The sequence below is a fragment of the Desulfarculaceae bacterium genome, assembly GCA_020444545.1.
Taxonomy (GTDB): domain Bacteria; phylum Desulfobacterota; class Desulfarculia; order Desulfarculales; family Desulfarculaceae; genus Desulfoferula.
Map to the genome: position 1 here is coordinate 713345 of JAHLKT010000002.1, position 25285 is coordinate 738629.

23 protein-coding genes are annotated in these 25285 nt (G+C 66.4%); 13 read left to right on the forward strand and 10 right to left on the reverse strand.

Annotated elements, in window-relative coordinates:
* The first annotated feature begins 2 nt into the window (after positions 1-2).
* The 8 genes from KQH53_07785 to yqeC all read left to right on the forward strand — a co-directional run bounded on the left by KQH53_07785 (position 3) and on the right by yqeC (position 7872).
* Positions 3-746, forward strand: coding sequence for a hypothetical protein (locus KQH53_07785; GenBank protein ID MCB2226564.1), 744 nt, complete (start codon positions 3-5; stop codon positions 744-746).
* A gap of 136 nt (positions 747-882) precedes the next feature.
* On the forward strand, positions 883-2961 hold the full coding sequence (locus tag KQH53_07790) for an acetate--CoA ligase family protein (GenBank protein ID MCB2226565.1): 2079 nt from the start codon (positions 883-885) through the stop codon (positions 2959-2961).
* A gap of 9 nt (positions 2962-2970) precedes the next feature.
* Complete coding sequence (locus KQH53_07795; protein MCB2226566.1) at positions 2971-3969, forward strand: 2-hydroxyacyl-CoA dehydratase; 999 nt, start codon at positions 2971-2973, stop codon at positions 3967-3969.
* 57 nt (positions 3970-4026) lie between these two features.
* Positions 4027-5076 (forward strand): Mrp/NBP35 family ATP-binding protein, encoded by a 1050-nt coding sequence (locus KQH53_07800; protein MCB2226567.1) that lies wholly within the window; start codon positions 4027-4029, stop codon positions 5074-5076.
* Positions 5077-5080: 4 nt separating this feature from the next.
* Positions 5081-5317 (forward strand): NifU family protein, encoded by a 237-nt coding sequence (locus KQH53_07805; protein ID MCB2226568.1) that lies wholly within the window; start codon positions 5081-5083, stop codon positions 5315-5317.
* A gap of 18 nt (positions 5318-5335) precedes the next feature.
* Entirely contained in the window at positions 5336-5800 is a 465-nt protein-coding gene (locus KQH53_07810) for a universal stress protein (protein ID MCB2226569.1), read from the forward strand.
* A 14-nt stretch (positions 5801-5814) separates the two neighbouring features.
* Entirely contained in the window at positions 5815-6516 is a 702-nt protein-coding gene (gene queC / locus KQH53_07815; protein MCB2226570.1) for a 7-cyano-7-deazaguanine synthase QueC, read from the forward strand.
* An 18-nt stretch (positions 6517-6534) separates the two neighbouring features.
* Positions 6535-7872 carry a putative selenium-dependent hydroxylase accessory protein YqeC gene (yqeC, locus tag KQH53_07820; GenBank protein ID MCB2226571.1) on the forward strand — a complete coding sequence of 446 codons (1338 nt, stop codon included), beginning with the start codon at positions 6535-6537 and terminating at the stop codon, positions 7870-7872.
* Here the strand turns inward: yqeC and KQH53_07825 are convergent.
* From KQH53_07825 to KQH53_07865, 9 genes are all read right to left on the reverse strand, one after another.
* Positions 7869-8753, reverse strand: a complete 885-nt coding sequence (locus tag KQH53_07825; protein MCB2226572.1) for a hypothetical protein — start codon at positions 8751-8753, stop codon at positions 7869-7871. The genes yqeC and KQH53_07825 overlap by 4 nt on opposite strands.
* Positions 8735-10261, reverse strand: coding sequence for a 4Fe-4S binding protein (locus KQH53_07830; protein MCB2226573.1), 1527 nt, complete (start codon positions 10259-10261; stop codon positions 8735-8737). The genes KQH53_07825 and KQH53_07830 overlap by 19 nt, the downstream gene beginning before the upstream one ends.
* Positions 10245-12491, reverse strand: a complete 2247-nt coding sequence (locus KQH53_07835) for a xanthine dehydrogenase family protein molybdopterin-binding subunit (GenBank protein ID MCB2226574.1) — start codon at positions 12489-12491, stop codon at positions 10245-10247. The genes KQH53_07830 and KQH53_07835 overlap by 17 nt, the downstream gene beginning before the upstream one ends.
* The gene (locus tag KQH53_07840; GenBank protein MCB2226575.1) at positions 12488-13348 is read right to left on the reverse strand and encodes an FAD binding domain-containing protein; all 861 of its coding nucleotides are present in this window, start codon (positions 13346-13348) and stop codon (positions 12488-12490) included. The genes KQH53_07835 and KQH53_07840 overlap by 4 nt, the downstream gene beginning before the upstream one ends.
* Positions 13345-13827 carry a (2Fe-2S)-binding protein gene (locus KQH53_07845; protein MCB2226576.1) on the reverse strand — a complete coding sequence of 161 codons (483 nt, stop codon included), beginning with the start codon at positions 13825-13827 and terminating at the stop codon, positions 13345-13347. Before KQH53_07845 ends, KQH53_07840 begins: the two co-directional genes overlap by 4 nt.
* 13 nt (positions 13828-13840) lie before the next feature.
* On the reverse strand, positions 13841-15151 hold the full coding sequence (locus KQH53_07850) for a TRAP transporter large permease (GenBank protein MCB2226577.1): 1311 nt from the start codon (positions 15149-15151) through the stop codon (positions 13841-13843).
* Complete coding sequence (locus KQH53_07855; GenBank protein MCB2226578.1) at positions 15151-15639, reverse strand: TRAP transporter small permease; 489 nt, start codon at positions 15637-15639, stop codon at positions 15151-15153. The genes KQH53_07850 and KQH53_07855 overlap by 1 nt, the downstream gene beginning before the upstream one ends.
* A gap of 38 nt (positions 15640-15677) precedes the next feature.
* Positions 15678-16751 (reverse strand): TRAP transporter substrate-binding protein, encoded by a 1074-nt coding sequence (locus KQH53_07860; GenBank protein ID MCB2226579.1) that lies wholly within the window; start codon positions 16749-16751, stop codon positions 15678-15680.
* A 293-nt stretch (positions 16752-17044) separates the two neighbouring features.
* Positions 17045-18271, reverse strand: a complete 1227-nt coding sequence (locus KQH53_07865) for an amino acid ABC transporter substrate-binding protein (protein ID MCB2226580.1) — start codon at positions 18269-18271, stop codon at positions 17045-17047.
* A gap of 293 nt (positions 18272-18564) precedes the next feature.
* Between KQH53_07865 and KQH53_07870 the strand changes: the two genes are divergently transcribed.
* The 5 genes from KQH53_07870 to KQH53_07890 all read left to right on the forward strand — a co-directional run bounded on the left by KQH53_07870 (position 18565) and on the right by KQH53_07890 (position 23164).
* Entirely contained in the window at positions 18565-19080 is a 516-nt protein-coding gene (locus KQH53_07870) for a cupin domain-containing protein (protein ID MCB2226581.1), read from the forward strand.
* A gap of 31 nt (positions 19081-19111) precedes the next feature.
* On the forward strand, positions 19112-20269 hold the full coding sequence (locus KQH53_07875) for an amidohydrolase family protein (GenBank protein ID MCB2226582.1): 1158 nt from the start codon (positions 19112-19114) through the stop codon (positions 20267-20269).
* A 29-nt stretch (positions 20270-20298) separates the two neighbouring features.
* Entirely contained in the window at positions 20299-20877 is a 579-nt protein-coding gene (locus KQH53_07880; GenBank protein MCB2226583.1) for an amino acid synthesis family protein, read from the forward strand.
* A 54-nt stretch (positions 20878-20931) separates the two neighbouring features.
* Entirely contained in the window at positions 20932-22422 is a 1491-nt protein-coding gene (locus tag KQH53_07885) for an aldehyde dehydrogenase family protein (GenBank protein MCB2226584.1), read from the forward strand.
* Between the two features lie 175 nt (positions 22423-22597).
* Positions 22598-23164 carry an NAD(P)H-dependent oxidoreductase gene (locus KQH53_07890; GenBank protein MCB2226585.1) on the forward strand — a complete coding sequence of 189 codons (567 nt, stop codon included), beginning with the start codon at positions 22598-22600 and terminating at the stop codon, positions 23162-23164.
* A gap of 21 nt (positions 23165-23185) precedes the next feature.
* Here the strand turns inward: KQH53_07890 and KQH53_07895 are convergent, their stop codons facing one another.
* A complete protein-coding gene (locus tag KQH53_07895; protein ID MCB2226586.1) occupies positions 23186-25285 on the reverse strand; it encodes an ABC transporter substrate-binding protein in 2100 nt (699 codons plus the stop codon).

Sequence of the window (25285 nt, forward strand, 5' to 3'; positions counted from 1 at the left end):
AGATGGTTGATGAACATCAAGATACGGGCATTGACCCATTTTGGGAAAAATATTTGGAAGGTGAAATACGACCGCAAATAACAACAATATTAAAAATTGTTAAGGAAAAAATTATCCCCATTTTTAAACAAGCCGAAGTTGAGGCTGACGAAGTGTCAGACCGAGCATGGTATGCTGAGGGGTATTCTGAGAATGCAGACCCTGGCAGCATGGCGGATTATGCAATGGAAATGGGTCTCGATCATTATTCTCTGTTAACCAATTTAACATATGGAATATTAAATTTATTTTCCGTGCATCTGTATCACCTATATGAACAGCACCTCGTTTATCTATGTATGCATGAACTCATTCACCCTGCGACGTTCCCTGACCCGCATTCGCTAAATGCAACAATCGTGAATCAAATGCTGACAGACAAAGGAATCGAAACATTTTCATTCAAAACATACCCAAAAATTAAAGAATTAAAATATGTATGTAATTGTGTAAAACACGGTGACGGTCGGTCATGCGAGGAAGTAAAAAAGTTACGCCCGGTACTGTTTGAGCACCCTAGTTTCAGGGGGCAAGATATCCCTTCCCTGCCTCCGGGCCCCATAATCACGCCTCTTGCTGGCGATAGCCTATGGATATCTGAACAGGACTTCGAAGAATACGCCCAAGCGGTCCTATCTTTTTTTGAAGAGCTCTTCCAAACCAACCGCAAATTACGCGAAGAGGCAGGCTACCCCATCTACAATTAGACTGAACCACCATTCATATTGACACCCGGGGTCTTGGGTGGTTTTATTGAGCATTGCCGCGGGCGCGGCAAGCTGCCCATAAATACGGCTCCACGCGCCAGCACCGCACGCAGCTCACCCGCTAAGCGAGGTCCTGATGAAGCAGTTCTTCTATCCTGACTCGGTGGCCATCCTGGGCGTTTCTCCCCGTCCGGGCAACATGGGCCGCAACATCTTCAAGAACCTGCAAAACCAGGGCTTCGCCGGCGAGATCTATCTGGTCAACCCCAAGGGCGGCGAGCTGGAAGGCCGCACCCTATACCCCTCGGCGGCCGATCTGCCCGAAGCGCCCGACATGGCGGTGATCCTCACCCCGGCGGCCACGGTGCCCGGCCTCATGGAGGACCTGGGGCAGCGGGGCTGCAAGCGGGTGGTCATCGAGAGCGGCGGCTTCAGCGAGCTGGATTCGGGGCGCGGCGATCTGGAAGAGCAGATCAAGGCCACGGCCGCCAAGTACGGCATGCGCTTCATCGGGCCCAACTGCATCGGAGTCATCTGCACCGACTCCGGGGTCTCGGTACCTTTCCCCCTGCTGGACCGCCCCGCCATGCGCGGCGGGCTGTCCATCATGGCCCAGAGCGGCGGCATCGGCCTTACCTATCTGCACGCGGCCTCGGTCTCCAAGGTGGGGGTGGCCAAGTTCTGCTCCATGGGCAACAAGCTCAACGTGAACGAGCGCGACCTGCTCTCCTATCTCATCGAGGACCCCCAGACCAAGTCCATCCTGCTCTACCTGGAGTCCATCGTGGACGGCCGGGCGCTCTACGAGCTGATCCGCTCCACGGATAAGCCGGTGGTGGTGCACAAGTCCAACGTGGGCGAGCTGAGCCACGGCATCGCCAGCAGCCATACCTCGGCCCTGGCCAACGATGACGCCATCGTGGACGCGGCCCTGAAGCAGGCCGGGGCCATCCGGGTGCACACGGTGCACGAGTGCCTCCAGGTGATCAAGGGCCTGAGCCTGCCCAAACCCAAGGGACGCCGCCTGGCCATCATCTCCCGCTCCGGAGGCCACGCGGTGGTGGCTGCGGACGCGGCCTATCGCCACAACATGGAGCTGCCCACCCTGCCGCCCGAATATCTGAAGCCCATCCAGGAGGCCACCCGCGCCTCGGTCATCAACCTGCAAAACCCGCTGGACCTGGGCGACCTGTTCAAGTTCGAGATCTACGTGGACATCCTCAAGGGCGCCCTGTCCCTGCCCGACATAGACGGCGTGGTGATGGTGCACGGCTATCGCGGCCCCGAGGTGGAGGGCTCGCGCAAGTTCGTGGCCAAGGTGGGCGAGCTGTGCCGCGAAACGGACAAGCCGGTGGCCCTGGCCCTGCTGGTGGATGCGGAGGAGGCCATCGTGGCCGCCGAGTTGGCCACCATCCCGGTGTTCCCCTTTGCCGAGGAGGCGGTCGCGGCCCTGGCCGCATCCGAAGAGGCGGGCAAGGTAGGGCCCGAGAGCGAGGCCTCCTGCTCCGGCGGTTTCGACCGCAGGCTGGTGCAGCAGCTGACCGCCTCGGCCGGGCCGGACGGCTGGCTGGAGCTGCCCGAATCGCTGCACGTCCTGAACGGCGCGGGCATCCCGGTGGCTCCTTTCGTGGCCGCCCTGGACCCCGAGGACGCGGTGCACGCGGCCGCTTCCCTGGGCTACCCGGTGGTGCTCAAGGCGGTGGGTGGCGGCGAGCTGTTGCACAAGACCGAGTCCGGCGGCGTGGTCTTGAATCTGCAAACCCCGGAGGAGCTGCGCGCCGCGGCCGAGAAAATGATGGCCGAGCTGAAGCCCAGCCGCTTGCTGGTGATGAACCACATCACCGGCGGCCAGGAGCTGATCCTGGGCATCAAGCGCGATCCCAGCTTCGGGCCGGTGGTGCTCTTGGGCCTGGGTGGCACGGCGGCCGAGGCCCTGGGCGACGTGAGCCTGCGCCTGGCTCCGGTGGACGACAAGGAAGCGGGCCAGATGATGGACCAGCTCAAGGGAGCCCGCCTGCTCAAGGGCTTCCGGGGCGCCCTCCCGGTCAAGCGCCCCGCTGTTCTGGAGGCGGTGATGCGCCTTTCCATCCTGGCCGCCCAGGTGCCGGGAATCGTGGAGCTGGATGTGAACCCCCTCTTGGCCGGTCCCGGCGGGGTCATGGCCGTGGACGCCCGGGTGCGCATCAGCCCCGAGGGCTCCGCGCCCCTCTGCTAGGAAAGGCCCTTGTCCTCCCCCCGCCTGCTGGGCCTCACCTCCACCATACCCGTGGAAGTGGCCCTGGCCGGGGGCTGGACCCCGGTGGACCTTAACAACCGCTTCATCACCCATCCCGACCCGGCCTCGCTGGTGCAGCGGGCCGAGGACCTGGGTTTGCCCCGCACCCTCTGCGCCTGGATCAAGGGCATGTACGCCTGGTGCCTGGCTCACCCCGAGGTGGGCGCCATCGTGGGCATCACCCGGGGCGACTGCTCCAACACCCACGGCCTCATGGAGCTACTCTCCCGCGAGGGGCGCTCCATAATGCCCTTTGACTATCCCGACGCGGGCGACCGGGCCGGTTTGGAGCGCTCCCTGGCCCGCTTGGCCACGGCCCTGGGCGCGGACTTGGACCGGGCCGAAGAGATGCGCGCCGGGCTCGAGCCCCTGCGCGACGACCTGGAGTGCCTGGACCACCTGACCTGGCAAGAGGGCAAGGTCACTGGGGCGGAGAACCATCTTTGGCTGGTGAGCGCCAGCGACTTTGATGGCGACTCCGATGATTTCGCCGCGCGCCTGCGAGTCTTTCTGGCCGAGGCCGAGGCCCGCCCCCTGCGCGAGCCCCGGGTGCGCCTGGGCCTGTTGGGCGTGCCGCCCATCATGAACGGCCTGCACCAGGCCCTGGAGGAAATGGGCGCGGCGGTGGTGTTCAACGAGGTCCCCCGCCAGTTCGCCATGCTGCCCGGCGAGGGGGGCCACCCGAAAAGCCTGACCGAGCAATACCGGCGCTACACCTACCCCTACGAGGTAGGCGGGCGCATCGCGGACATTAAGCGCGAGGCCGCCCGCCGGGGCCTGCACGGCCTTATCCACTACACCCAGACCTTCTGCTGGCGGCAGATGCAGGACGCGCCCCTGCGCCAAGAGCTGGACCTGCCCCTGCTCACCCTGGAAGGCGACCGGGTGGGGCCTATTGACGGGCGCACCCGCCTCAGGCTGGAGGCCTTTGTGGAGGTGCTGGGCTGAGCCGCCCCGGGCTGGTATTCTAAGAAAGAAATTTCACGCTAACTCTGAGAGCAGTCCATGAGCCAGAACAAAGAGGAATTCCCCATCGATCTGGAGCTGGAAGCGCCCCTGAAGAAGGTGAGCTACCCCGGCTTTGACACCGATATTATCTCCATGCAGCTGGTCACCGAGGCCCACATGGTCGAGGGCAAGGCGGTGATCAAGCTCCGTCCCCTCTCCGCCCCGCCCGAGGTGGGCGAGGAGCTGGAGAACCGCATCGCCGCTGCGGTGCGCGAGGCCACCGGCGCCGAGGAGATCGAGGTGCACCTGCCCGCCCCTCCCCCGCCGAAGGAAAAACAGGGCCCCCAGCCCATCGAGGGCGTCAAGTGGGTGGTGCCCGTGGCCTCGGGCAAGGGAGGCGTGGGCAAGTCCACCGTAGCGGTGCACCTGGCCCTGGCCCTGGCCTCCCAGGGGCTCAAGGTGGGCCTGCTGGACCTGGACCTCTACGGCCCTTCGGTGCCCATCATGCTGGGCTTGGTCAACGCCAAGCCCGAAGCCGCCGGCGAGAAGATCGCTCCCATCGAGGCGCACGGCATCAAGGTAATGTCCGTGGGCTTCCTGGTGGGCGCGGACAAGGCCCTGATCTGGCGAGGCCCGCTGGTGATGAAAGCGGTGCGCCAGCTTTTGCACGAGGTGGCCTGGGCCCCGCTGGATGTATTGATCCTGGACCTTCCTCCGGGCACCGGCGACGTGCAGATCACCATGGCCCAAGAAGTTCCGGTGGACGGCGCGGTGGTGGTGACCACCCCGCAGGACGTGGCCCTGGGCGATGCCATCAAGGGGGTGGACATGTTCCGCCAGGTGGGCGCGCCGGTGCTGGGCATCGTGGAGAACATGAGCTACTTCATGTGCCCCGACTGCTCCAGCCGCCACGAGATTTTCGGCCACGGCTCGGTGGAGCCCCTGGCCGCCAAGCTGGGCGTGCCTTTCCTGGGCGAGCTGCCTTTGGTGCCTTCGGTGCGCGCCCTGGCCGACCAGGGCAAGCCCGGCGAGGTGTTGCGCGGTGAAAACGGCGGGCCTTTCCTGGCGGTGGCCAAGCAGGTTCTGGAGCGTCTCGAGGAGAAATAAGGCCATGGGACAATTGAGCAAGGACCAGGTTGAGGCCGCCCTGGGCATCGCCCGCGCGGAGTTGGCCAAGCACGGCGGCAACGTGGAGCTTTTGGGGGTCAACGACCAGAACGTGGTGCTGGTCAGGCTCATGGGGGCCTGCTCCGGCTGCGCCTCGGCCAAGGTGACCCTCAAGGAGATCATCGAGAAGAGCCTCAAGGAGCAACTTCCCGCCGTGGCGCGGGTGGAAGCCCTGATGTAAAGGGCCCTGGAGGATAGCATGATCCAGTTCAATAAGATTCTGTTCCCCGTGGACCTGTCCGAGGTCTCGCCCAAGCTGGTGGAGTTCGCCCTGACCATGGCCCAGCGCTTCGAGGCCGAGCTGCACGTGGTCAATGTGGTGCGCCCCCTGCTGGCCCAGTCCCAAGGCCTGGATTTCACCGGCGAGGAGATCGAGCAGCTCCGGGAGCGCTACTACGAAAAGCTGGGCGTGCAGCTCGACGAGTTCGTCAAGAAGCACCTATACTGCTACGGGAAAGTGGTCACGGCCCATCTGCTGGGCGATCCGTCCGACGGCATCCTGGACTACATCAAGGACAACGGCATCGAGCTGGTGATCATGGGCACCCACGGCCGCAAGGGCCTGGACAAGATCCTCTTTGGCAGCGTGGCCCAGCGCATCGTGCAGATGTCGCCGGTGCCGGTGATGACCATCAACCCGCATCGCGGCAACCAGGCCAAGTAGGCGGCGGGGAATCGTTGGCTCAAGCGCAGGACAAGCCCCGCGCGGTGGTGCTTTTGTCGGGCGGGCTGGATTCAAGCACCTGCCTGGCCATGGCCAGGGAGCAGGGCTTCATCTGCCACGCCCTCACCGTGATCTACGGCCAGCGCCACCAGGTGGAGCTGGAGGCGGCGCGGCGGGTGGCCCAGGCCCTGGACGCGGCGGAGCACAAGGAGATCACCGTGGACCTGGGGGCCTTCGGCGGCTCGGCCCTGACCGCTGACATCGAGGTGCCCAAGGGGCGCAGCGACGCGGACATCTCCCAGGGCATCCCGGTCACCTACGTGCCCGCGCGCAACACGGTATTCCTCTCCCTGGCCCTGGCCTGGGCCGAGGCCCTGGACGCCACCGACCTGTTCATCGGGGTCAACGCCCTGGACTACTCCGGCTACCCCGATTGCCGCCCCGAGTTCATCCTGGCCTTTGAGAACCTGGCCAACCTGGCCACCGCCCTGGCCACCGAGCAGGGTCGCCGCATCAAGGTTCACGCGCCCCTGATCCGCATGAGCAAGGCCCAGATCATCCAGGCGGGCCTCAAGCTGGGCCTGGACTACGGCCTGACCCACTCCTGCTATGACCCCGCGCCAAACGGTCGGCCCTGCGGGCAGTGCGACTCCTGCCTGCTGCGCGCCAAGGGTTTCGCCGAGGCCGGAATCGACGACCCGCTCTGGGGGCCCTGACCCACACTGGGGGGAAACATGGTCGCGGGAATAATTCTGGCTTCCGGCCTCTCCACCCGTTTCGGCTCCGACAAGTTGACCGCGCCCCTGGCGGGCAGGCCCCTGGCCCATTGGGCCATCGAGGCGGCGCTGTCCTCCAGCCTGGGTCAGATAGTCGTAGTCACCCGCCCCGAGCTGGCCGAGGGCCTGGCTAGTGCTTTCCCCGCCGCGCGCGTGGTGGTCAACCAGAACGCGGTGCGCGGCCAGGCGGGCTCCCTACGCCTGGGCCTAGCGGCTGTCGAGCCCGAGGCCTCCCACGCCCTTTTCTTGCTGGCCGACCAACCCTTGATCACTCCCGCCTTGATCGACAGTTTCGTGGCCGCCGCCACCACCGGTCAGGAGCTGGCCGCCCTGGCCGGGGATGAACGACTAATGCCCCCCACCCTATTCAGCCGCGAGCACTTCGCCGCTCTGATGCAGGCTCATGGCGACCAGGGAGGCCGCCAGGTGCTGGCCGCGCACCAGGAAGAGGTGTTGGCCCTGCCGCCCAACTTCCCCCTGGCAGGCATGGATGTGGACCTGCCCCGCGATCTGGGCCGAGCCGAGCTGTCCTTGCAGAGCGGCCTGCACCGCGCCCTGGGCCTGGGCCCCCGTGAGCTGGTGAGCGTGTGCGGCGCTGGCGGCAAGACCAGCCTGGTCCACGCCCTGGCCAGCGAGGCGACCTTGGATGGGCGAGCGGTGCTGGTGGCCACCACCACCAAAGTCTTCGTGCCCGCCGGACGCCTACTGGTGGAGCAGGATGCCGGGGCCATGCTTTCCACGGCGCTAGACCGCTGCCTGCCTGGCTGGGTGCTCAATTTGGCGGCCGATCGCCGGGTGGTGCACGGCGCGTCCAAGCTCATCGGCCTGGAGCCAGAGCTGGTAGACCGGCTGTGGCAGGCGGAAGCGGCGCCCCTGATCTTGGTGGAGGCGGATGGCGCGCGCAAGCTGTCCCTCAAGGCGCCGCGCGCCCACGAGCCGGTGGTGCCGGCGGCCAGCAGCGTGGTGGTGGGAGTCATGGGCCTGAGCGCCTTGGGCAAGCCGGCGGACGAGGAACACGTCTACGGCTTGGCCGAGTTCTTGGGCATCACCCAGGCTCGCGGCGGCGAGGCCATCGCGCCGGAGCACCTGGCCGCCCTGGCCCTGCATGAAAACGGCCTTTTCAAGAACGCCCCGTCCGGAGCCCGCAAGATCGTCTTTTTGAATCAGTGCGACGCGCCGGGCTGCGGCCATGCCGGACGCAAAACGGCTGAGCTGATCAAGCAAAAGGATTCTTCGCTAAGGATCGTTCTGGCCTCCCTGGAGTCAGGAATGGCCGAGGTTCTGCACCAGGGCTAGGCGGCCAGCAAACGTCCGGGGGGTGGGGATGCCTGCCAGTCCAGGCGGCGGGTGCGGTCCAAGAGCAGGGCGTCCCCCTGCACCATCACCACGCAACCGGCGATAAGCTCGCGGCCGTGTAAGGCCTGGGCGCGCACCCGCGCCCCTTGTAGGGCTTGGGACCGTTGCGCCTCGCTTAGCCGCTCCACCCCAGTGGTTATGGCCTGCTCTCCCAAGCCGCACTCAGGATCGAGAGTAGAAGCGGGCGAGGTCCGAGCCGCGTCCTGGGCCAGGGCCGCGTTGCCCAGGGCGGTGGCAGCCGCATCGGCCAGGGCCGCGCTGGAGGCCCAGGCGGTGGCCAGGTCGGCAACGCCCGATGACAGGCTGCGCCCCTGCCACCCGCTGGTGGCCACGCCGCCCACGCCGTCCGAGGCGCTCAGGCGCAAACGGCCCAGCAATGATACGGGCTCCCCGTCATCAGCCGAAGTAGGCCGCAGGCCCACGCTGAGGCTCTGGCCCGGCCCCAGGCGCAGGGCCACGTCGCCGCCGTTGTTGACCACCACCTTGTCCGCGCCCAGGGCCAAGGCCGCATCGGCCACTTGGTCGGCCACCGCGCCGGCCACGGCGGCCAGAGGGGTCAGGTTCTGGTCCACCGCGCGGCAAGCATCCACCGCGCGGGCCACCACCTCGGGCAGGGGCCGTCCCTCGGGCAGGTCGCGCACCCGGCGGCGCATGTAGTCTTGAAAATCGGAAAGCACGGCCAGACAGCGCAGGGCCACCCGGGCCGCCTGGGCGGCCATCACCGGGCGGGGCTCGCCGCTGGCCCACGCGGATATGCTCAGGGTCATGGGGCCCCAGTCCACCAGGACCAGGTCGGGCCGGATTATTTGGACCGGTTCCAAGGCACGGGTTCCTTGGCGTCGAATGGCTTGACCGCCTGCATGTGGCCGCCCATGGCCTCGTAGTCGCTCAGGCGCATGGTGTACTCCACCGGGGCCACCGTGGCCGGGGTGGGCACCCAAGTGAAGGCCCCGGGCATGACCCGTTCCACGTCCACGTAGAAGGTTATGCCCCCGCCGGGCAAGACGAACACCGGCGCGCCGCCGCAGGTGAGCACCGCCTGGGACGCGTGCACCGCCCGGGTCAGGCGCAATGGGTAGCGGGTGACGCCCGCGCGGGCCGAGCCGCCCGCCCCGCCCACGTACACCGCCGAAACGCGGCTCTCCTGGCAGGTCTCGGCGATTGCCGCCACCGCCGCGCTCGCCGCCTCGCTAAGCTCCATGGGCTGATACACCCCGTCGTCGCCCAGCACGAACATGGCCGCGTTCTGGCCGGTGGTCTCGGTGATGAGCAGGGTGGAGCCTGGCGCGGTTTTGCTGGTGTCCACCTTGGCCACTATGTCCAGGGGGTCTTCCAGGTCCGTGCCGCCCCAGCCCTTGCCGTGGGTGCCGAAGTAGCGCCCCGGAGTGGAGCGCGGGAAGCAGAGGTCCACCCCGCCGGGGGTGAGCCCCAGGCAGCGCCCGGCCGCGTGGTGGGTGAAAAGGCTGGTGATGTGGGCGTCCAGCACGATGACCTCGTCGGCCGCGTCCTTGAAGAAGGGCGCGAAGAGCCCGGCGCTGGCCGATCCGCAGCCAACCCGCATCTTCTCCACCCGCGCGCCGTCGATCACCGGCGGCGAGCCCACCTGCACCTCCAGCTTGGCCCCGCCCTTCACCTTGAGCTTTAGCGCCTCGCGGTTGGCTAAGGCCACCACCGCGCGGGCGGCCGCAAAGCCGTTCTTGCCGGTGAGCCGGTTGACCCCGCCGATGGCCAGCATCTTGGAGCCGTATTCCTCTGTCTCCACCATGCCCACGGTGCGGCCCTCGAACTTCACCTCCGCGCCCTCGGGCCCCACCTCAAGGTCGGTGTCGATCTTCAGCTTGAGTCCCGAGTAGGACAAGGGCACCTCGGTGACCACGGTCACCACCTCCACGCCCTCGCGCTGGTGGCTCATGATGTAGGGCGCGGGCACGTAGTCGGGATAGGTGCCCCCCGCGCCTATGGCGGTGATGGTGGGGCGCTCCAGGATGGCCTCCGGCTCCGGGCCGATGAGGTCGATGACCTCGGCCAGGGTGACCAGGGGGCGGGTGCGTTTCAGCTCGCCGTCCGCATAGGCGTAGCGGCCGCAGGCCCCGGTGAGGCCGGGAGCGATGGTGCAGCCCACGGGGCAGTGGTCGCAGACCAGCGCGCCGGGCGCGGCGGTCACCTCGTCGATCACCGCGCCCTGGGGGCAGACCTTGAGGCAGGTGCGGCACTCCACGCAGGCGTCGTTGATGGCGGCTTTCTTGTCCACCAGGGCCACGGCGGCCACGGGGCAGTCGCGCACGCAGGTGCCGCAGCCGTTGCAGATTTCCCTATCGATCTTCATGATGCTTACCTCGGCTGCTCAGGGCCTCCATGACCCGCTCCAGGGACAGGGGCAGATGGTGCAGTGGGGTGCCCACCGCCTGGCTAACCGCCGAGGCCACCGCCGGGGCGGTGGGTATCAAGGCGGGCTCGCCCACCCCCTTGGCCCCGAAAGGCCCGGTAGGCTCGGGCTCCTCCACGATCAGCGGAGTGATGGCCGGGGCGTCTGCCGCGGTGGGGATGTGGTACTGCTGCAAGTTGCCTTCGCGGCCGGGGTGGTGCTCCTCCATGAGGGCCATGCCCACGCCCATGACCACGCCGCCGCAGATCTGGCCCAGCACCGCGCGGGGGTTGATGGCCCGCCCCACGTCATGGGCCGCGGCCACTTCCTTGACCCGCACCATGCCGCTGGCTGGGTCCACCGCCACCTTGGCGCATTGGGCCGCGTAGGCGTAGGCCGCATAGGGGCGGCCCTGGCCGGTCTCCGGGTCCAGGGGGGTGAAGTTGGGGTCAAAGGCGCCCTCCCCCCGCGCCGCGCGGCCCAAATGGCGGGCCACCTCGGCGGGCTCCACGCTGCGTCCGTCGGCGGCCTGGAGCAGGCCGTCCTTTAGCTCAATCTCTAAATGGCGCTCGCCCAGCATCTCGCGGGCGCCCTCCACCAGGCTCATGACCAGGTTGTCGGCCGCGGCCAGGGCCGCGTTTCCCGAGATGTAGGTCTGGCGGCTGGCCGAGGTGGCTCCCGCGTTGGTGGTGCGCTTGGTGTCGCCCCGGCAGACCTTGACCCGGGCCGCGTCCAGGCCCAGGCGGCCGGCCGCGATCTGCTTGAGCGCCGTGTCGCTGCCTTGGCCGATGTCCGCCGCGCCGGTGAAGAGGGTAACGGTGTTGTCCGCGCCCCATTCCATCTGGGCGGTGGAAGGATTGGACACGCCGGTGTTGCCGATGCCGTAGAACATGGCTCCCAGGCCCACGCCGCCCAGGCCGTCACTATCGGCCAGCTCCTCGCGCCAGGCCTTGTAGATGGGCTCGATGCGCTCCAGGCAGGCCACCAGCCCCACCCCGGCATTGAGCTTCTGGCCGGTGCAGGTGCGCATCCCCGCGCGCAGAGCGTTGATCTTGCGCATCTCCAACGGGTCAATCCCCAACTTGGCGGCCAGGGCGTCCATCTGGCCCTCGTGGGCCAGAGCCACCTGGGGGCAGCCGAAGCCGCGCATGGCGCCGTAGAAGCCGTTGTTGGTGTAGGCCATGCGGCAGGCCACGTCCACGTTGGGCACGTTGTAGGGACCGGTGGCGTGCACCGCCGCGCGCATGCACACGGCCAGGCCGTAAGAGGCAAAGGCTCCGGTGTCGCCCAGGATGCGCGCCTTGAGCGCGGTGAGGCGGCCCTGCTCGTCGGCTCCGGTGATGTAGTGCATTTGCAAGGGGTGGCGCTTGGCCGTGGCCAGGAAGGACTCCTCGCGGGTGAAGCGCATGCACACCGAGCGCACCAGATGCCAGGCGGCCAGGGCCAAGAAAGGCTGCACCGAGAGGTCCAGCTTGCCGCCGAAGCCGCCGCCAGTCTCGGCCTGGATCACCCGTATCTTTTCCTCGGGCACGCCCAAAAAGCGGGCCAGGTCGGCCTGGTCGTAATGCGGGTTCTGGGTGCAGGCCTCGACCACCAGCTGGCCGTCCTGCCACCAGGCGCGGCCGCCCTCCACCTCCAGGGCGGCGTGCTCCAGTGGGCTGGTGGAATACACCGCCTCCACGGTAACCGCGCTGGCGGCCAGAGCCGCGTCCACGTCGCCCCGCTTGATCAAGTTTTCCCGGAGCAGGTTGCCGCCGGGATGATCAGGATGCACCAGGGGCGCGCCGGGGGCCAGGGCCTCTTCGGGGTCAAAGACGCCGGGCAGCTTGGCCAGCTCCACCCGCACCGCGCGGGCCCCGGCCAGGGCCTGGGCGCGGGTGCTGGCCGCCACCAGGGCCACGGCCTGGCCCTTCTGGCGCACCGTGTCCACGGCCAGAAACTCCTGGTCCCGGCTTACCGCGATGATGCCCAGGTCGTGCTGGCCGGGCACGTCGGCCGCGGTGAACACCCGCACCACCCCGGGCATGGCCAGGGCGGCGGCGGGGTCGATGTTCACGATGCGAGCCGGAGCCGCCTCCGCCCGCACGCAGGCCAGGTGCAGATCCTCGGATCGGCCCTGGTCCCAACCGAAACGGGTCTCCCCGCGCACCCGGGCGTAGACCCCGCTATGAGCCATGCTCTGCCCCACGCTCATGACGCGGCCTCCAGACCGGACCAGGCCATGGACAGCGCCTGGGCGGTGCAGCGGGTGATGGCCGGGACCTTGTAGTCGGCCGAAGAACGCCAACCGCACACGTCGGTGAAGTGGCTGGCCGCGATCTCGCCGGCGTGTTGCCACAAATCCGGTCCCGGCTGGCCGGCGTGCAAAAGATTCTCCACGTCGATCATGCGGTGGGGGCTGGGGAAGCAGGAGCCCAGCACCACACGGGGGTCTTCCAGGCTGCGGTCCAGGGCCACGGCCAGGTTGAGCCGGGCCACGGCCACCTCGTGACGGCGCCCCACCTTTAGGAAGGCCTGGCCGTCCGGGTCGGGCGGCAGGGCCAGGCGGAAGCCCAGGATGATCTCGTCCTCGGCCAGGGTGGTCTGGTTGGGCGCGGTGATCAGCTCGTGCAAGGGGCAGAAGCGCTGTCCCCGGGGAGAGGCGATCTCCGCGCTGGCCTCCAGGGCGGTCAGGGCAGTTAGCCCGTCGGCCGCGGGCGAGGCGTTGGCCACGTTGCCGCCGATGGTGGCCGTACTGCGCACCTGCACCGAGCCCACCGAGGCGGCGGCCCTGGCCAGCAGGGGCAGGCGCCGGGCCACGGCCGGGTTGCTCTCCAAAAAGCGAAAGGTGAGGCCCGCGCCAAGATAGGGCTCGTCGCCGTCCAGGCGGATGCGTTGCAGCTCGGGCAAACGGGTGAGGTCCACCAGAGTGGCGGGCAGGTCTCCGCCTTGCAGGCGGGCCTTGCGCAGGGCCACCATCAGGTCGGTGCCCCCGGCCAGAGACTTGGCGTCACCCCGGCTCAGCGCTTCCAGGGCCTCGTCCAGCGAGGCGGGCTGGACAAAGCGGCTCATGATTCGCCGCCCTCCCCCCGCATGTGCTTGGCCCCCCGGCGCACCGCGCGCACGATGTCGTGGTACCCGGTGCAGCGGCACAGGTTGCCCGACAGGGCGCGGCGAATCTCGGGGTCGGCGGGGTCGGGGTTGTGGCTTACCAAATCAAGGGAAGAGAGGATCATGCCGGGGGTGCAAAAGCCGCACTGCACCGCGCCGGTCTCCACGAAGGCCTCCTGCATGGGGTGCAGCTCGCCGCCCCGGGCCAGGCCCTCCACCGTGGTGATCTCGCGTCCGGCGGCCTGCCGGGCGGCGGTTAGGCAGGAGTTGACCGCCTCGCCGTCGATGAGCACGGTGCAGGCTCCGCACTCGCCCACCCCGCAGCCCTCCTTGACGCCCAGCATCTCCAGGCGCTCGCGCAGGACCTCCAAAAGGGTGGCTTCGCCGGGGACATCCTCCAGGCTTACCGGGGAACCGTTGAGAGTGAACTCGAGGGGCATAGCCAGATTCCCGTCACCGGTTCATCATGCCCGGCAAAAGAGTGGCAATGCCGGGGATGACCGTGATCAAGAAGGCCACGAAGAAAATGGCCAACAGGAAGGGCGCGACACCCTTGAAAATCGTTTCCAGCTTGGTGCTGGGGTCCACGCCCGCCACGGTGAAGATGTTCAACCCCATGGGCGGCGTTATGAGCCCCGCCTCCATCATCAGCACCGCGATGACCCCGAACCAGATGGGGTCGAAATGCAGGGCGGTGATGATGGGGTAGATCACCGGCAGGGTGAGCACCATCATGGAGATGGCGTCCAGGAAGCAGCCCAGGAAAAGGTAGATCAGGATGATCACCGTGTGGATCAGGTAGGGCGAGACCTCCAGGCCGGTGGCCCAGGTGGCCACCTGGGTGGGGATGGTGGACAGGGCCAGGAAATAGGAGAACACGTTGGCGCCCGCCACCAAAAACAGCACCATCACCGAGATGCGCACCGACTCGAACAGGGCGCTGATCAGCACCTGCCAGCTAAGGCGTCTTTTCACCAGGGCCACCAGGAACAGCACCGTGGCGCCCACCGCGCCGGCCTCGGTGGGGGTGAAAAAGCCCGCGTAGATGCCGCCCATGACGATGAAGAACAGGGCCAGCGGCTCCCACACGCCCCTGAGGGAAGCGAACTTGTCGGCCCAGCTAACCCGCTCCGGGCTGGCCGGGGCGGCCGCGGGGATCAACTTCACCCAGGCGACCACTATGCCCACGTAGGCGAAGGCGAGCAAAAACCCCGGCATGATGCCCGCCACCAGGAGCTTGCCGATGGACTGCTCGGTGAGCATTCCATAGACCACGAAACCGATGCTGGGCGGAATGAGAAAGCCCAGGGTGCCGCCCGCGGCCACCGCGCCGGTGGCCAGGCTGGCGCGGTAGTTGAAGCGCTTCATTTCCGGCAGGGCCACGGTGCCCATGGTGGCCGCGGTGGCCACCGAGGAGCCCGACACCGCCGCGAAACCGCCGCAGGCGCCGATGGTGGCGATGGCCAGGCCGCCGGGCAAGCGGCGCATCCATTTGTCGAAGGTGCCGTAAAGCTCGCTGGTGATGCCCGAGCTGGAGGCGAAGCCGCCCATGACGATGAACAAGGGGATCACCGTGTAGGGATAGAAGGAGGCCACCTCCCACACCGTGCTGGCCAGCTTGGGCAGCGCGGCGTCCATGGAAGCCAGGTAGCTGATGCCGGAGAAGCCTACCAGCATCAGGGCGAAGGCGATGGGCATACCTAGGAACAGGAGGACGAATACGGCGATGGTGCCGAGAACTCCTACGGTGATGGGATCCAACATTAGTTACCTGCCAACTCGCGCACGGTGTCCACCAGATCGAAGATCAGCTCCAGGCAGAGGAAGAGCGCTCCCACGGCCACCAGCATCCGGAAGGGAGCCTGGGGCACGCGCAGCATGTCCGAGACGGACACCTCTTCCATGGCCACCGCGTAGCCTTGCCAACAGAGCATGGCGATGATGAAGATGCTCAGGAGATTGGTTAATAGGTCGAGGCTCAGGGAGACCTTTTTGGGCAGGCGGTCGGTGAACATGGTCACCCGCACGTGGCCCTTTGCCTGTTGGGTGTAGGCCAGACCCAACAGGATGAACACCGAGAGCATGTAGGAGGACATTTCCAGGGTGCCGGGGATGGGCCGGGACCAAACGCCCCGGCCCACCACCTCGGCAGCCGTCCATAACATCATGGGGATGAGCAGGAACATGCCCACATAGGTCAACCCGCGAGTTACCTTTTGAATGAAGGCCTTGGTTTTTTCGTACGCTTCCATGGGTGCTCCCGGGTTCGGGGCCTGCGCCTGCTAGATGTTTACTTCTTCTTCTCGGTATTCCACTCGGGCGGGAAGGCCACGCAAGTGGAACCGGCCTGCTGGACCGCCTGGTTGTACATCATCACCGCTTCCTTGGCGGGCTTGCCTTGCTTCTCCAGCTCGGCCACCCACTGGCGGGTAACCTCCTGGAAGCGGGCGAACCAACGCTGCTCCTCCTTGGGAGGCAGGTCGTAGACCTTCACGCCCTTGGCCTTGATCTCCTTCATCATCTTGGCATAGGTCTTTTTGTCCAGACCGTGGGTGTGGGCGAAGGGGTTGCCCACCACCTCCATGATGATGGCCTGCAGGTCCTTGGGAGTGCGCTTCCAGGACTTCTCGTTCATGATCACGCCCTCGGACACGCAGCCGAAGGTCGCCTTGACGCCGTACTTGGCCACTTCATAGAGCTTGAAGGCCAGCACCAGCGGAGGACAGGTGACCAGACCGTCGATGGTGCCGGTCTCCATGGCCAGGTACACGTCGCCCAGGGGCATGAACACGGGCTGGGCGCCCAGGGACTTGATGTAGTTGGTCTGCATGCCGCCGGGGGTGCGGATCTTGAGGCCCTTCAGGTCCTCCAGGGTGTGCACCGGCTTGGTGGTCCACAGGAAGGCCTGGATGCAGCCGTTGAGTTCCAGCACCTTGACGCCCTTGAACTCCTTCTCCAGGGCCTTCTTGTAAACCTGGTTGCCGATGTCGGTGGCCAGGTCCTTGCCGTCGACCCAGGCGGCCATGGAGAGCACGTCGGTCATGGGGAAGCGGCCGGGGGTCCAGGTGGCGGTGAAGTAGCCCATGTCCGACAGGCCGTTTTTCACGATGTCGAAGTGCTCGGGGCCCTTGCCCAGGGCGCCGCCGGCATAGAGGGTGTAGGTGATGCGGCCGTCGCTGCGCTTCTTGAGCTCCTCCAGCATGGGAATCCACACCGTCTTGACCTCGCGGCTCATGGGCGGATGCCAGGTGGAGAATTTCAGGTGAATGCTTTTCTTCTCATCGGCCGCCTTGGCGTTGGTTACGCCGGCGAAGCAAATAAGCAACGCCGCCATAAAGCTGAGCAGCCACGCAAATTTTTTCATGAATCGAGCCCTCCTTCAGTGAGTTTCATTGGTGACGCGCCTAATCCCGCGCCCCGTGAGGCGCGCGCCGGGAGGCGCGAAAAAATAGCCAACCGGAAGCTATTCAGTTTATTCTCCACCCCTCGATACATCCTGGCGTCTACTCCCTAGTGTATTCGCCAAAGGCTTGCGCCCAGGTGTAAATTAATATTTACTTTATTGTTTAAATATAATTTAAATTGGTTTCCCGTCAAGTTTTTTGAATTCATTCCTAATATTGACCTATATAAACCAGGCATTAAGGCGTCCCTACCCTAACGGTCCTTCCAGGCCGGCATGGGGTACAAGGGCTTCTTTTCAGCCCAATCCTCTGGATAGACGTTGACGATCCGCCCCTTTTGCACCTGCATGGCAACCGGCGGTCGTTTTTGGATGGCTCCGTCGGCATCAAAGCGCACCGGACCGTAGAAGGTAGTCAGCTCCATGCGGTGCAGCTTTTCGGCCAGCCTGATGCGGGCGGCGGGCCCAAAACCGGGCCTCAGCCCCAGGGCTTCCACCGCCTTTTGCTGGGCCACCGCCGCGGCCACGCTAGCCGCCTCCACGGAGCCGGGCGCTCGACCCAGGCGCTTTTGGAAGGTGTCGTTGAACTCCCGGGCGCTGCCGAACACCGATCCCACAAAAGGCAGGTTGGGCGCCCATTCGCCGGCCGTGAACACATAGTCGGCCTTGGCCCTGAGCCCCTGCCTAAAGGCGGGCGACAGGGGGCCGTCGCTGAAAGCCACCGCCTTGGGGTTGAAGTCGATGGCCTGCATGGCCTCGACCATCCTGACGGCCACTTCCAGGCGGGAGCCCACCAACAAAAGATCGGGCCGCTTGGCCTTGGCCTTTAGCAGGATGGTGTCGTAGTCCTTGAGCTGCACCGGGAACAGCTCATAGTGGATGATCTTGAAACCGCTCTTTTCGGCGTATTTCTTAAAGCCCTGGCAGGCCAGTTTAGCAAAAGGCAGGTTGGAGCCCAGAATGGCCACGGTCTTGGGCTTGGGGCTAACGGTGGTGAATACCTCCACCGCGCCGCGCACCGCCTCGGTGGCCTTGCCCAGGGTGCCGAAGAAATATTTGTAATGCCGCTGATAGAGCCGATCGGCCGAGGCGCCGCCCGAGAGATAAGGGACCTTGTGGCGCTCGGCCACGGCGGCGGCGGCCATGACCTGGGCCGAGCCGTAGGAGCCCAGCAGCAGGTCCACCTTGTCCTGGGTGATCAGCCGCTCCACCAGCATGGCGCTGACCTTGGGGCTGGACTGGTCGTCGCGGAAAACCAGCCTGACGGGATTTTGTCCGGCGATGCCGCCGTTGTCGTTGACTTTCTCGGCCCAGAGGCCGTAGGACTCTTTAAGGAGCTGGCCGACCTTGCCGAACTGGCCGGTCAGGGGAACGGTGCAGCCGATGACGAACGCCCTGGCTGCCAGGCAGGTGGTTTGAGCACCCAGGCCGAGCACCAGGGACAAAGCAATCAAGACGATTCCGGCCCGTCTCAGAATCATGAGTTCACACCTTGGCTGCGGTTGATGAAGAGCGGTGCGGGCCCCGGCGCTTTCGCTTGGTGCGCGCGCCGCGCCTTATCAGTATATTTTAGCCAGGCCGAGGCCCATCTTGGGCTCATTTCTTGCCGGCCGGCCATTCCGCTAATTCCTCACTCTCTTTACTCTTGACCTGCCCACATTTAAGCGATATTTTATTTTTTAGATTATATTTAAATCTCGGCACGCGTCAAGCTGTTTCGCCGGATTTGGGAGAAGAGGGGCTCTTGGAAAGTTTGGGGAGTAAAATAAAGCAGATGCGTCTAGCCCAAAAGCTGACGCTGAAGCAGGTGGCCGACAAGGCCGACTGCACTGCTTCGTATTTATCTCAGGTGGAGCACGACAAGGCTTCGCCCTCCATCGCCTCGCTGAAACGCATCGCCGGGGTGCTGGGGGCGCGCATCGTGGATTTTTTCGCCGACGAATCCGAGCACGACCCGGTGGTGATGGACCCTTCCCAATGGGTGCGGGTTAGCCTGCCCCGCTGGAAGGCGGACATCAAGCAGATGGTGGCCATGGTCAAACATCGCCACATGCAGCCCTTCTTCACCGTCATTCAACCCGGGGGCGGCACCCGGGAGGATTATCACCACGTGGGCGAGGAATTCGGCCTGGTGCTGGAGGGTGAGCTCACCCTGCGCCTGGGCGAGGAGATACACCTGGTGCCCGCTGGTTCGTCTTTTTATTACTCATCCAGCCAGCCCCACGCCTGGACCAACGAGGGCGACGAGCCCTGCCGGGTGGTTTGGGTGGTGACCCCGCCCAGCTGGTAGGCGGCGAAGCACTCGCGGAGGGATTGAACCCATGAGCAGCGTATTGATCAAAAACGTGGGCCTGATGCTCAGTGGCCTGGTGGACGAACCCATCCTGGCGGCGGACAGCGTTCTCATCGCCGACGGCCTCATCCAGAAAATCGGCTCCGGCCTGGAAGCCCCCGAGGGCGCCACGGTCATCGACGCGGGCGGCTCGGCCCTAACACCGGGCCTCATCGATAGTCACTGCCACGTGGTCCTGGGCGACTGGACCCCGCGCCAGCAGATGCAAAACTTCCTGGACTCCTCGCTGCACGGCGGGGTGACCACCTCCATCAGCGCGGGCGAGGTGCACCTGCCCGGCCGCCCCAAGGACCCCCTGGGAACCAAGTGCCTGGCCATCCTGGCCGCCAAGAGCTGGGGCACGGTGCGCCCCGGCGGCATGAAGGTACTGGGCGGCTCGCTAATCCTGGAAAAGGGCCTCACCGAGGCTGATATCGAAGAATGCTACCAGGCGGGCGTGCGGGTCGTCGGCGAGGTCGGCTTGGGCTCGGTCAAGGAGCCGCCCGAGGCACCGGAGATGGTTCAGTGGGCCAAGAAGCGCGGCATGACCGTGATGATGCACACCGGCGGCACCTCCATCCCCGGCTCGTCCGTGGTGGGCGCCGAGCAGATCATCGCGGTAAAGCCCTCGGTGGCCAGCCACATCAACGGCGGCCCCACCGCGGTCAGCCTGGAAGGGGCCAAGGCCATCATCGATGAGAGCGACGCGGCTATCGAGATCGTGCAGTGCGGCAACATGCGCCGCGCCGCCGAGGTGGCCCAGTACATCGACGATACCAAGCAGTGGGGCCGGGTGATCTTCGGCAACGACGCCCCCTCCGGCACCGGCGTGGTCACCCTGGGCATCCTTCGCAACATGGCCCTGGTGGCCAGCCTGGGCGGCGTGGCCCCCGAGCTGACCGTGGCCATGGCCTCGGGCAACACCGCCGCGCTCTACGGCCTCAACCGGGGCGTCATCGCCGAGGGCCGCGAAGCGGACCTGGTGCTCATGGACACCCCCATAGGCTCGCCGGGCAAGGACGTCCTGGAGGCCCTGGCCGAGGGCGACACCCCCGGCGTTTCCCTCATCCTGATCGACGGCAAGGTTGTGGTCACCAAGAGCCGCAACACCCCGCCGCCGGTGCGCGCCGCCAAGGTGGCCGCTTAGCATCAATTTGTCCTTTGGAGGATTTAGCCATGCAGATTCGTAAGCTGGTCACCATCGTGGAAGAGACCCTGAACGAGGCGGGCAAGGCCATCGAGCCCCCCACCCGCAAAGCCGCGGCCATCGCGGTCATCGCCAATCCCTTTGCCGGCGGCTACACCGAGGACCTGAGCGAGCTGATGGACATCGGCGAGGAGCTGGGTGGGATGCTGGGCGACAAGGCCCGCGACGCTCTGGGCATCGCCCCCGAGGAGTGCGAGAGCTACGGCAAGGCGGCCATCGTGGGCCTGAACGGCGAGCTGGAGCACGGCGGCGCCATCCTGCACCCCAAGCTGGGCGCCCCCTTCCGCAAGGCCCTGGGCCGGGGCCTGGCCCTGATCCCCTCGGTGAAAAAACGCGGCCCGGCCGGCTGCACCATCGACGTTCCCCTGAACCACAAGGACGCGGCCTTCATCCGCTCCCACTTCGACGGCATGACCATCAGCCTGGAAGATGCGCCCATGGCCGACGAGATCCTGGTGGCCCTGGTGGTCACCGATTCCGGACGTCCCCTGCCCCGCATCGGCGGCCTGACCAAGGAAGACGCCAAGTACGAGGACGGCCTTCGTTAATAACCAGCGGCCGCCCCGGCGGCCCTGCCCCAAACCTTTTCGGAGTCATTAGTCATGGCCATGTTGCCTGAAGTCAAGAAGCACTACGGACGCCTGAAGCTGCTTATCGGCGGCGAGTGGGTGGAGTCCAAGTCCGATATCATCAACGAGACCACCAACCCGGCCACCGGCGAGGTGATCGCCGAGTTCCCCACCGCCACCCAGGAAGAAGCCCGCGCGGCGGTGCAGGCCGCGGCCGACGCCTTCGATACCCTGAAGAACATCCCCCTGCGCGAGCGCGCCCGGATGCTCTTTGACATGCGCCAGATCTACGACCGCGAGGCCGACACCCTGAGCCGCGTGCTGAGCCAGGACCACGGCCGCACCTACAAGGAGGCCGCCGGTTCGGTGCGCCGTTGCATCGAGAACATCGAGTCCGCCTGCGCGGCGGCCTACGGCCTGGTCTCGCGCAACGAGCACCTGGACAACCTGGCCAACGGCATCGACATGTGGCTGACCTGGGAGCCGTTGGGGCCCTTCCTCATCGTGACTCCGGGCAACATCCCCATGCACGCCTGGAGCTCCTTTGTGCCCTACGCCCTGGCCTCCGGCTGCCCGGTGGTGGTGAGCCCCTCGCGCCAGGACCCGGTGGCCGCGGAATACATGAGCAAGGTGGCCCTGGAGGCCGGTTTCCCGGCAGGCGCCATCAACCTGATCCACGGCGGCCGCGACGTTAACTCCTTCATCCTGGAGCAGCCGGAGATCGAGGGCATCGGCTTTATCGGCTCCACCAGCGCCGGTCTGGACCTGTTTGCCCAATGCGGCAAGCTGGGCAAGACTTCGAGCCTCAACGGCAACGGCAAGAACACCGTGTTGATCATGCCCGACGCCGACCTGGACGCCTGCCCCGGCTACGTGCGCCAGGGCTGCTTCGGCATGACCGGCCAGCGCTGCCTGGGCTCGGACAACGTGGTGATCATCGGCGACCAGAAGCGCTACGACGAGGTGAAGCAGGCCCTGGTGGCCAACGCCTCGGCCATGAAGCTGGGCTACGGCCTGGACGAGAGCGTGACCATGGGCCCCTACGCCACCCCCGGCGGCCGCGACAAGGTCATCGCCTGGGTCGAGAAGGGCCTGGGCGAGGGCGCCAAGATGGTCCTGGACGGCCGCACCATGCTGCCCGCCGACTATCCCGACGGCTATTTCATGGGCCCCACCCTCTTGGAAGACGCCGACATTGACATGGAAATCTGCAAGGAAGAAGCCTTCGGCGCGGTGGCGGCCCTCATCCGGGCTGAGAGCCTGGAGCAGGTCATCGGCTGGATCAACTCCAAGACCGACCTGGGCCACAGCGCCTGCATCATGACCGCCAGCGGAGTGAACGCGCGCAAGTTCGCCCGTGAGGTCAACGTGGGCAACGTGGGCATCAACGTGGGCGTGCCCCAGCCCTACGCCTTCTTCCCCCTGGGCTCCAAGCGCAAGTCCTTCCTGGGCGCCGCCAAGAGCCGCATGGCCTCCATGCGTCTGTTCCTGGATGAGCGCACCGTGACCGCGCGCTGGGTTTAAGCCCCGCACGACAATCGCCTTGGCGACAAGGCGAATTCCCCTCCCAACCCCTGGGGCCTTTCCGTTCGCGGAAGGGCCCCATTTATTTTCGGGGCCACGCGATTTGCATCGCACAGTGGTTTGGTGGCTCAATAAGGTTAGAGAATCATCATCGCAAGCAAGGAGACTTTAAGCCATGGCTCAGATACTGATCGTTTACGCCAGCGACCACGACGGCACCGGCAGGATGGCCCGGGCCCTGGCCCAGGGAGTCGAATCCGTGGAGGGCTGCAAGGCCAAGCTGATAAAGGCCGAGGAGGCCACGGCCGACGACGTGATAGCCGCCGACGCCCTGGTCCTGGGCACCCCGGTGCACATGGGCAGCATGGACTGGCGCATGAAAAAATTCATCGACACCCAATGCGCCCCTTTGTGGATGGGAGACAAGGTGGTGGGCAAGGTGGGCGCGGCCTTTGCCTGTGGTTCTGGTTATGGCAACGCGGGCGAAGGCTGCGAGCTGACCATGCTCTCCATGCTCAACAACCTGGCCGAGCTGGGCATGGTGCTGGCGACTCTGCCCAAGAATACGGCGGGCTATGCCAAGGGTGGCCTGCAATGGGGCCCCTATGGCCGGGCGCACAACGAGGATATTTCGGTGATCGAGGGCGGACTGCCCGAGGAGCGGACCGAGGCGGCCCTGCACCACGGCAAAAACATCGCCCGCTTGGCCGCGGCCCTGAGCGGCAAGAAGATCTTCGGCTGATATCTGTCTAGAAAATACGGCCTATTGCGCGGCCGGCTTCTCCCCGGCCGGGGGGGAGCCGGCCGTTGGCAATGCGGCCCCCTGATCGGCCGCCGGAGCGGTTCCCGGTGCCGCCTCCGCCCCGGACAAGGGCGCCGGCGGCTCGGGCTTGATCCGGTCCTGGTCGTTCACCGGCCTGAAACCCCGTCGGTCCACCGTGAAAATGGTCACCTTTTCGCTCAAGCTGCGCTGGGGGGTGACGCTCATCGCCCCGCACACGCCGGGCAGGTCCTTGACCTCCTGGATGGCCTGGCGCATGGCTCCCCGGGTGCGCGGCGGCTGGGGCTTGTTGATCAGCGAGCGCAACAGCAGCGCCGCGTCGTAGCCCTGGGCCTCCAGCAGGGTGGGCGTGCGGCCCATGGCCTGGCTGAAATCGGCCACGAATTTCTTGACCACCGGATCGTTGGACCCGGCGTCGAACAGGCCCGGGAAGATGGCACCCTGCACGTCGCGGCCGGCCAGGTCCAGCAGGCGGGGATCGTGCCACAGGTCCGTGCCCATGAGCAGCACGCTGGTCACGTCGAAGTACCTGAGCTGGCTTGCGGCCATGGCCACGGCCTGGGGTCCGTCGGGGATGAACAGGGCCTCGAAGTCGATCACCGGGGTGGGCGCGTCTTTCTCGCCGGGGCGGAACTTCTTCTCGGGAAGCTGCACCAGCCGCTTGACCCACACGGTGTAGTCCCTGGCCTGGGGGTCGAAGAACACCACCCGCACCAGCTCGCCGCCGCGCTCGGCGACCCCGGCGCGCAGCAGGGAGGTGAAGCCCCGGCCGTAAGAATTGTCCGGCGCCAAGACCGCGAAACGATTCAGGCCCCTAAGGCCCATGGCCTCGTCCAACAGGCCTTTCATCTGGCGGCCCGGGGTGAGCGAGTTCTGGAAAACAAAGTCCCCGGTGCGGGCCACGCCGTCCACCCGGGCCAGGCTGATGATGGGCACCTGGCGCATCTGGGCCTGGCGGGCGGCGGCCAGGGAGGCCGAGGCGCCCATGGGCCCGATGATGGCCATGACCTTGTGCTTGTCCACCAGGGTGTCCACCGCGCTCACCGACTCCAGGGCCTGGCCCTTGCTGTCGGCCATGTAGAGCACCGGGGCGTTGCCGGTGGTGGTCTCATAGAGCCCCAGGCCCAGTTCCAGGGCGGCCAGCACCTCGCGGCCGGGCTGGGCCCAGGCCCCGCTCAGGGGCAGGATGGCCCCCACGGCCACCGGGTTGACCAGGTGGGCCTGCATGATCTCCTTTTGCAGGGCCTTGGCCTTGAGCTTCATGGCCGGGTCCTGGCTGAGGCTCTCCACCTGAGCGGTGGTGGCTTTGGCCTCTTCCAGGCGGCCTTCGCGCAACTGGGCCCGGGCAAGGGAGAGCAGCAAAAGAGCGTTGAGCGCGGGCGGCCGGGGTTTGCCCAGCTGGGCCTCCAGCTCGGCGGAGGAGGCCCGCGCCGATACGTCGGCCAGCTTGTTCTTCAGCATCACCGGCAGGGTGCCGCCGTCCAGGGCCGCGATCTCCAATAGGCTGCCCGTGGCCTGGCCGTACTGGCCCAGGTCGGCCTGGGTCTCGGCCAGGGTGGTCAGGGCCTGCTTGCGCTCGGTTTCGGTGAGGGGGCGGGCCGGTGTGGTCAGCACCCGGCGCAGGGTGGCCGCGGACTGGGACCACTGGCCCAGCTTGCGCTCCAGGTCGCCCAGGAGCAGGGCCCCGGCCACCAGGGCGTCGGGGTCGCCGCCGGTCAGAGGCATGTTGCGCAACTGGTCCACCGCCTCCACCCGCTGGCGGGCTCCCTCGAAGGCGCGGCCCAGGCCCAGGCGGATCTTGCTCTGCAAGGCCGAGTCCGGCTTTTGGGCCAGAGCGGCGCGGAAGGCGTCCACTGCCATGAGGTAGCGGCCCCGCTCCAGGCGCTCCTGGCCCACCTGGGCCAGGCGGCCGGCCTCGCCGCTGCCCGGCTTATAGGCGGTAGCCGCCGAAGGAGCGCCGCGGGGGATGGTGGGCGCGGGGCCGGAGCCCGGGGCGCAGCCGGCCAGGGCCAAGGCGGCCAACAGCATCAGCCAGGCCCAGGACAGGTGCCGGGTCTTGGGCGCGCAAGGTCGAAACTTCAT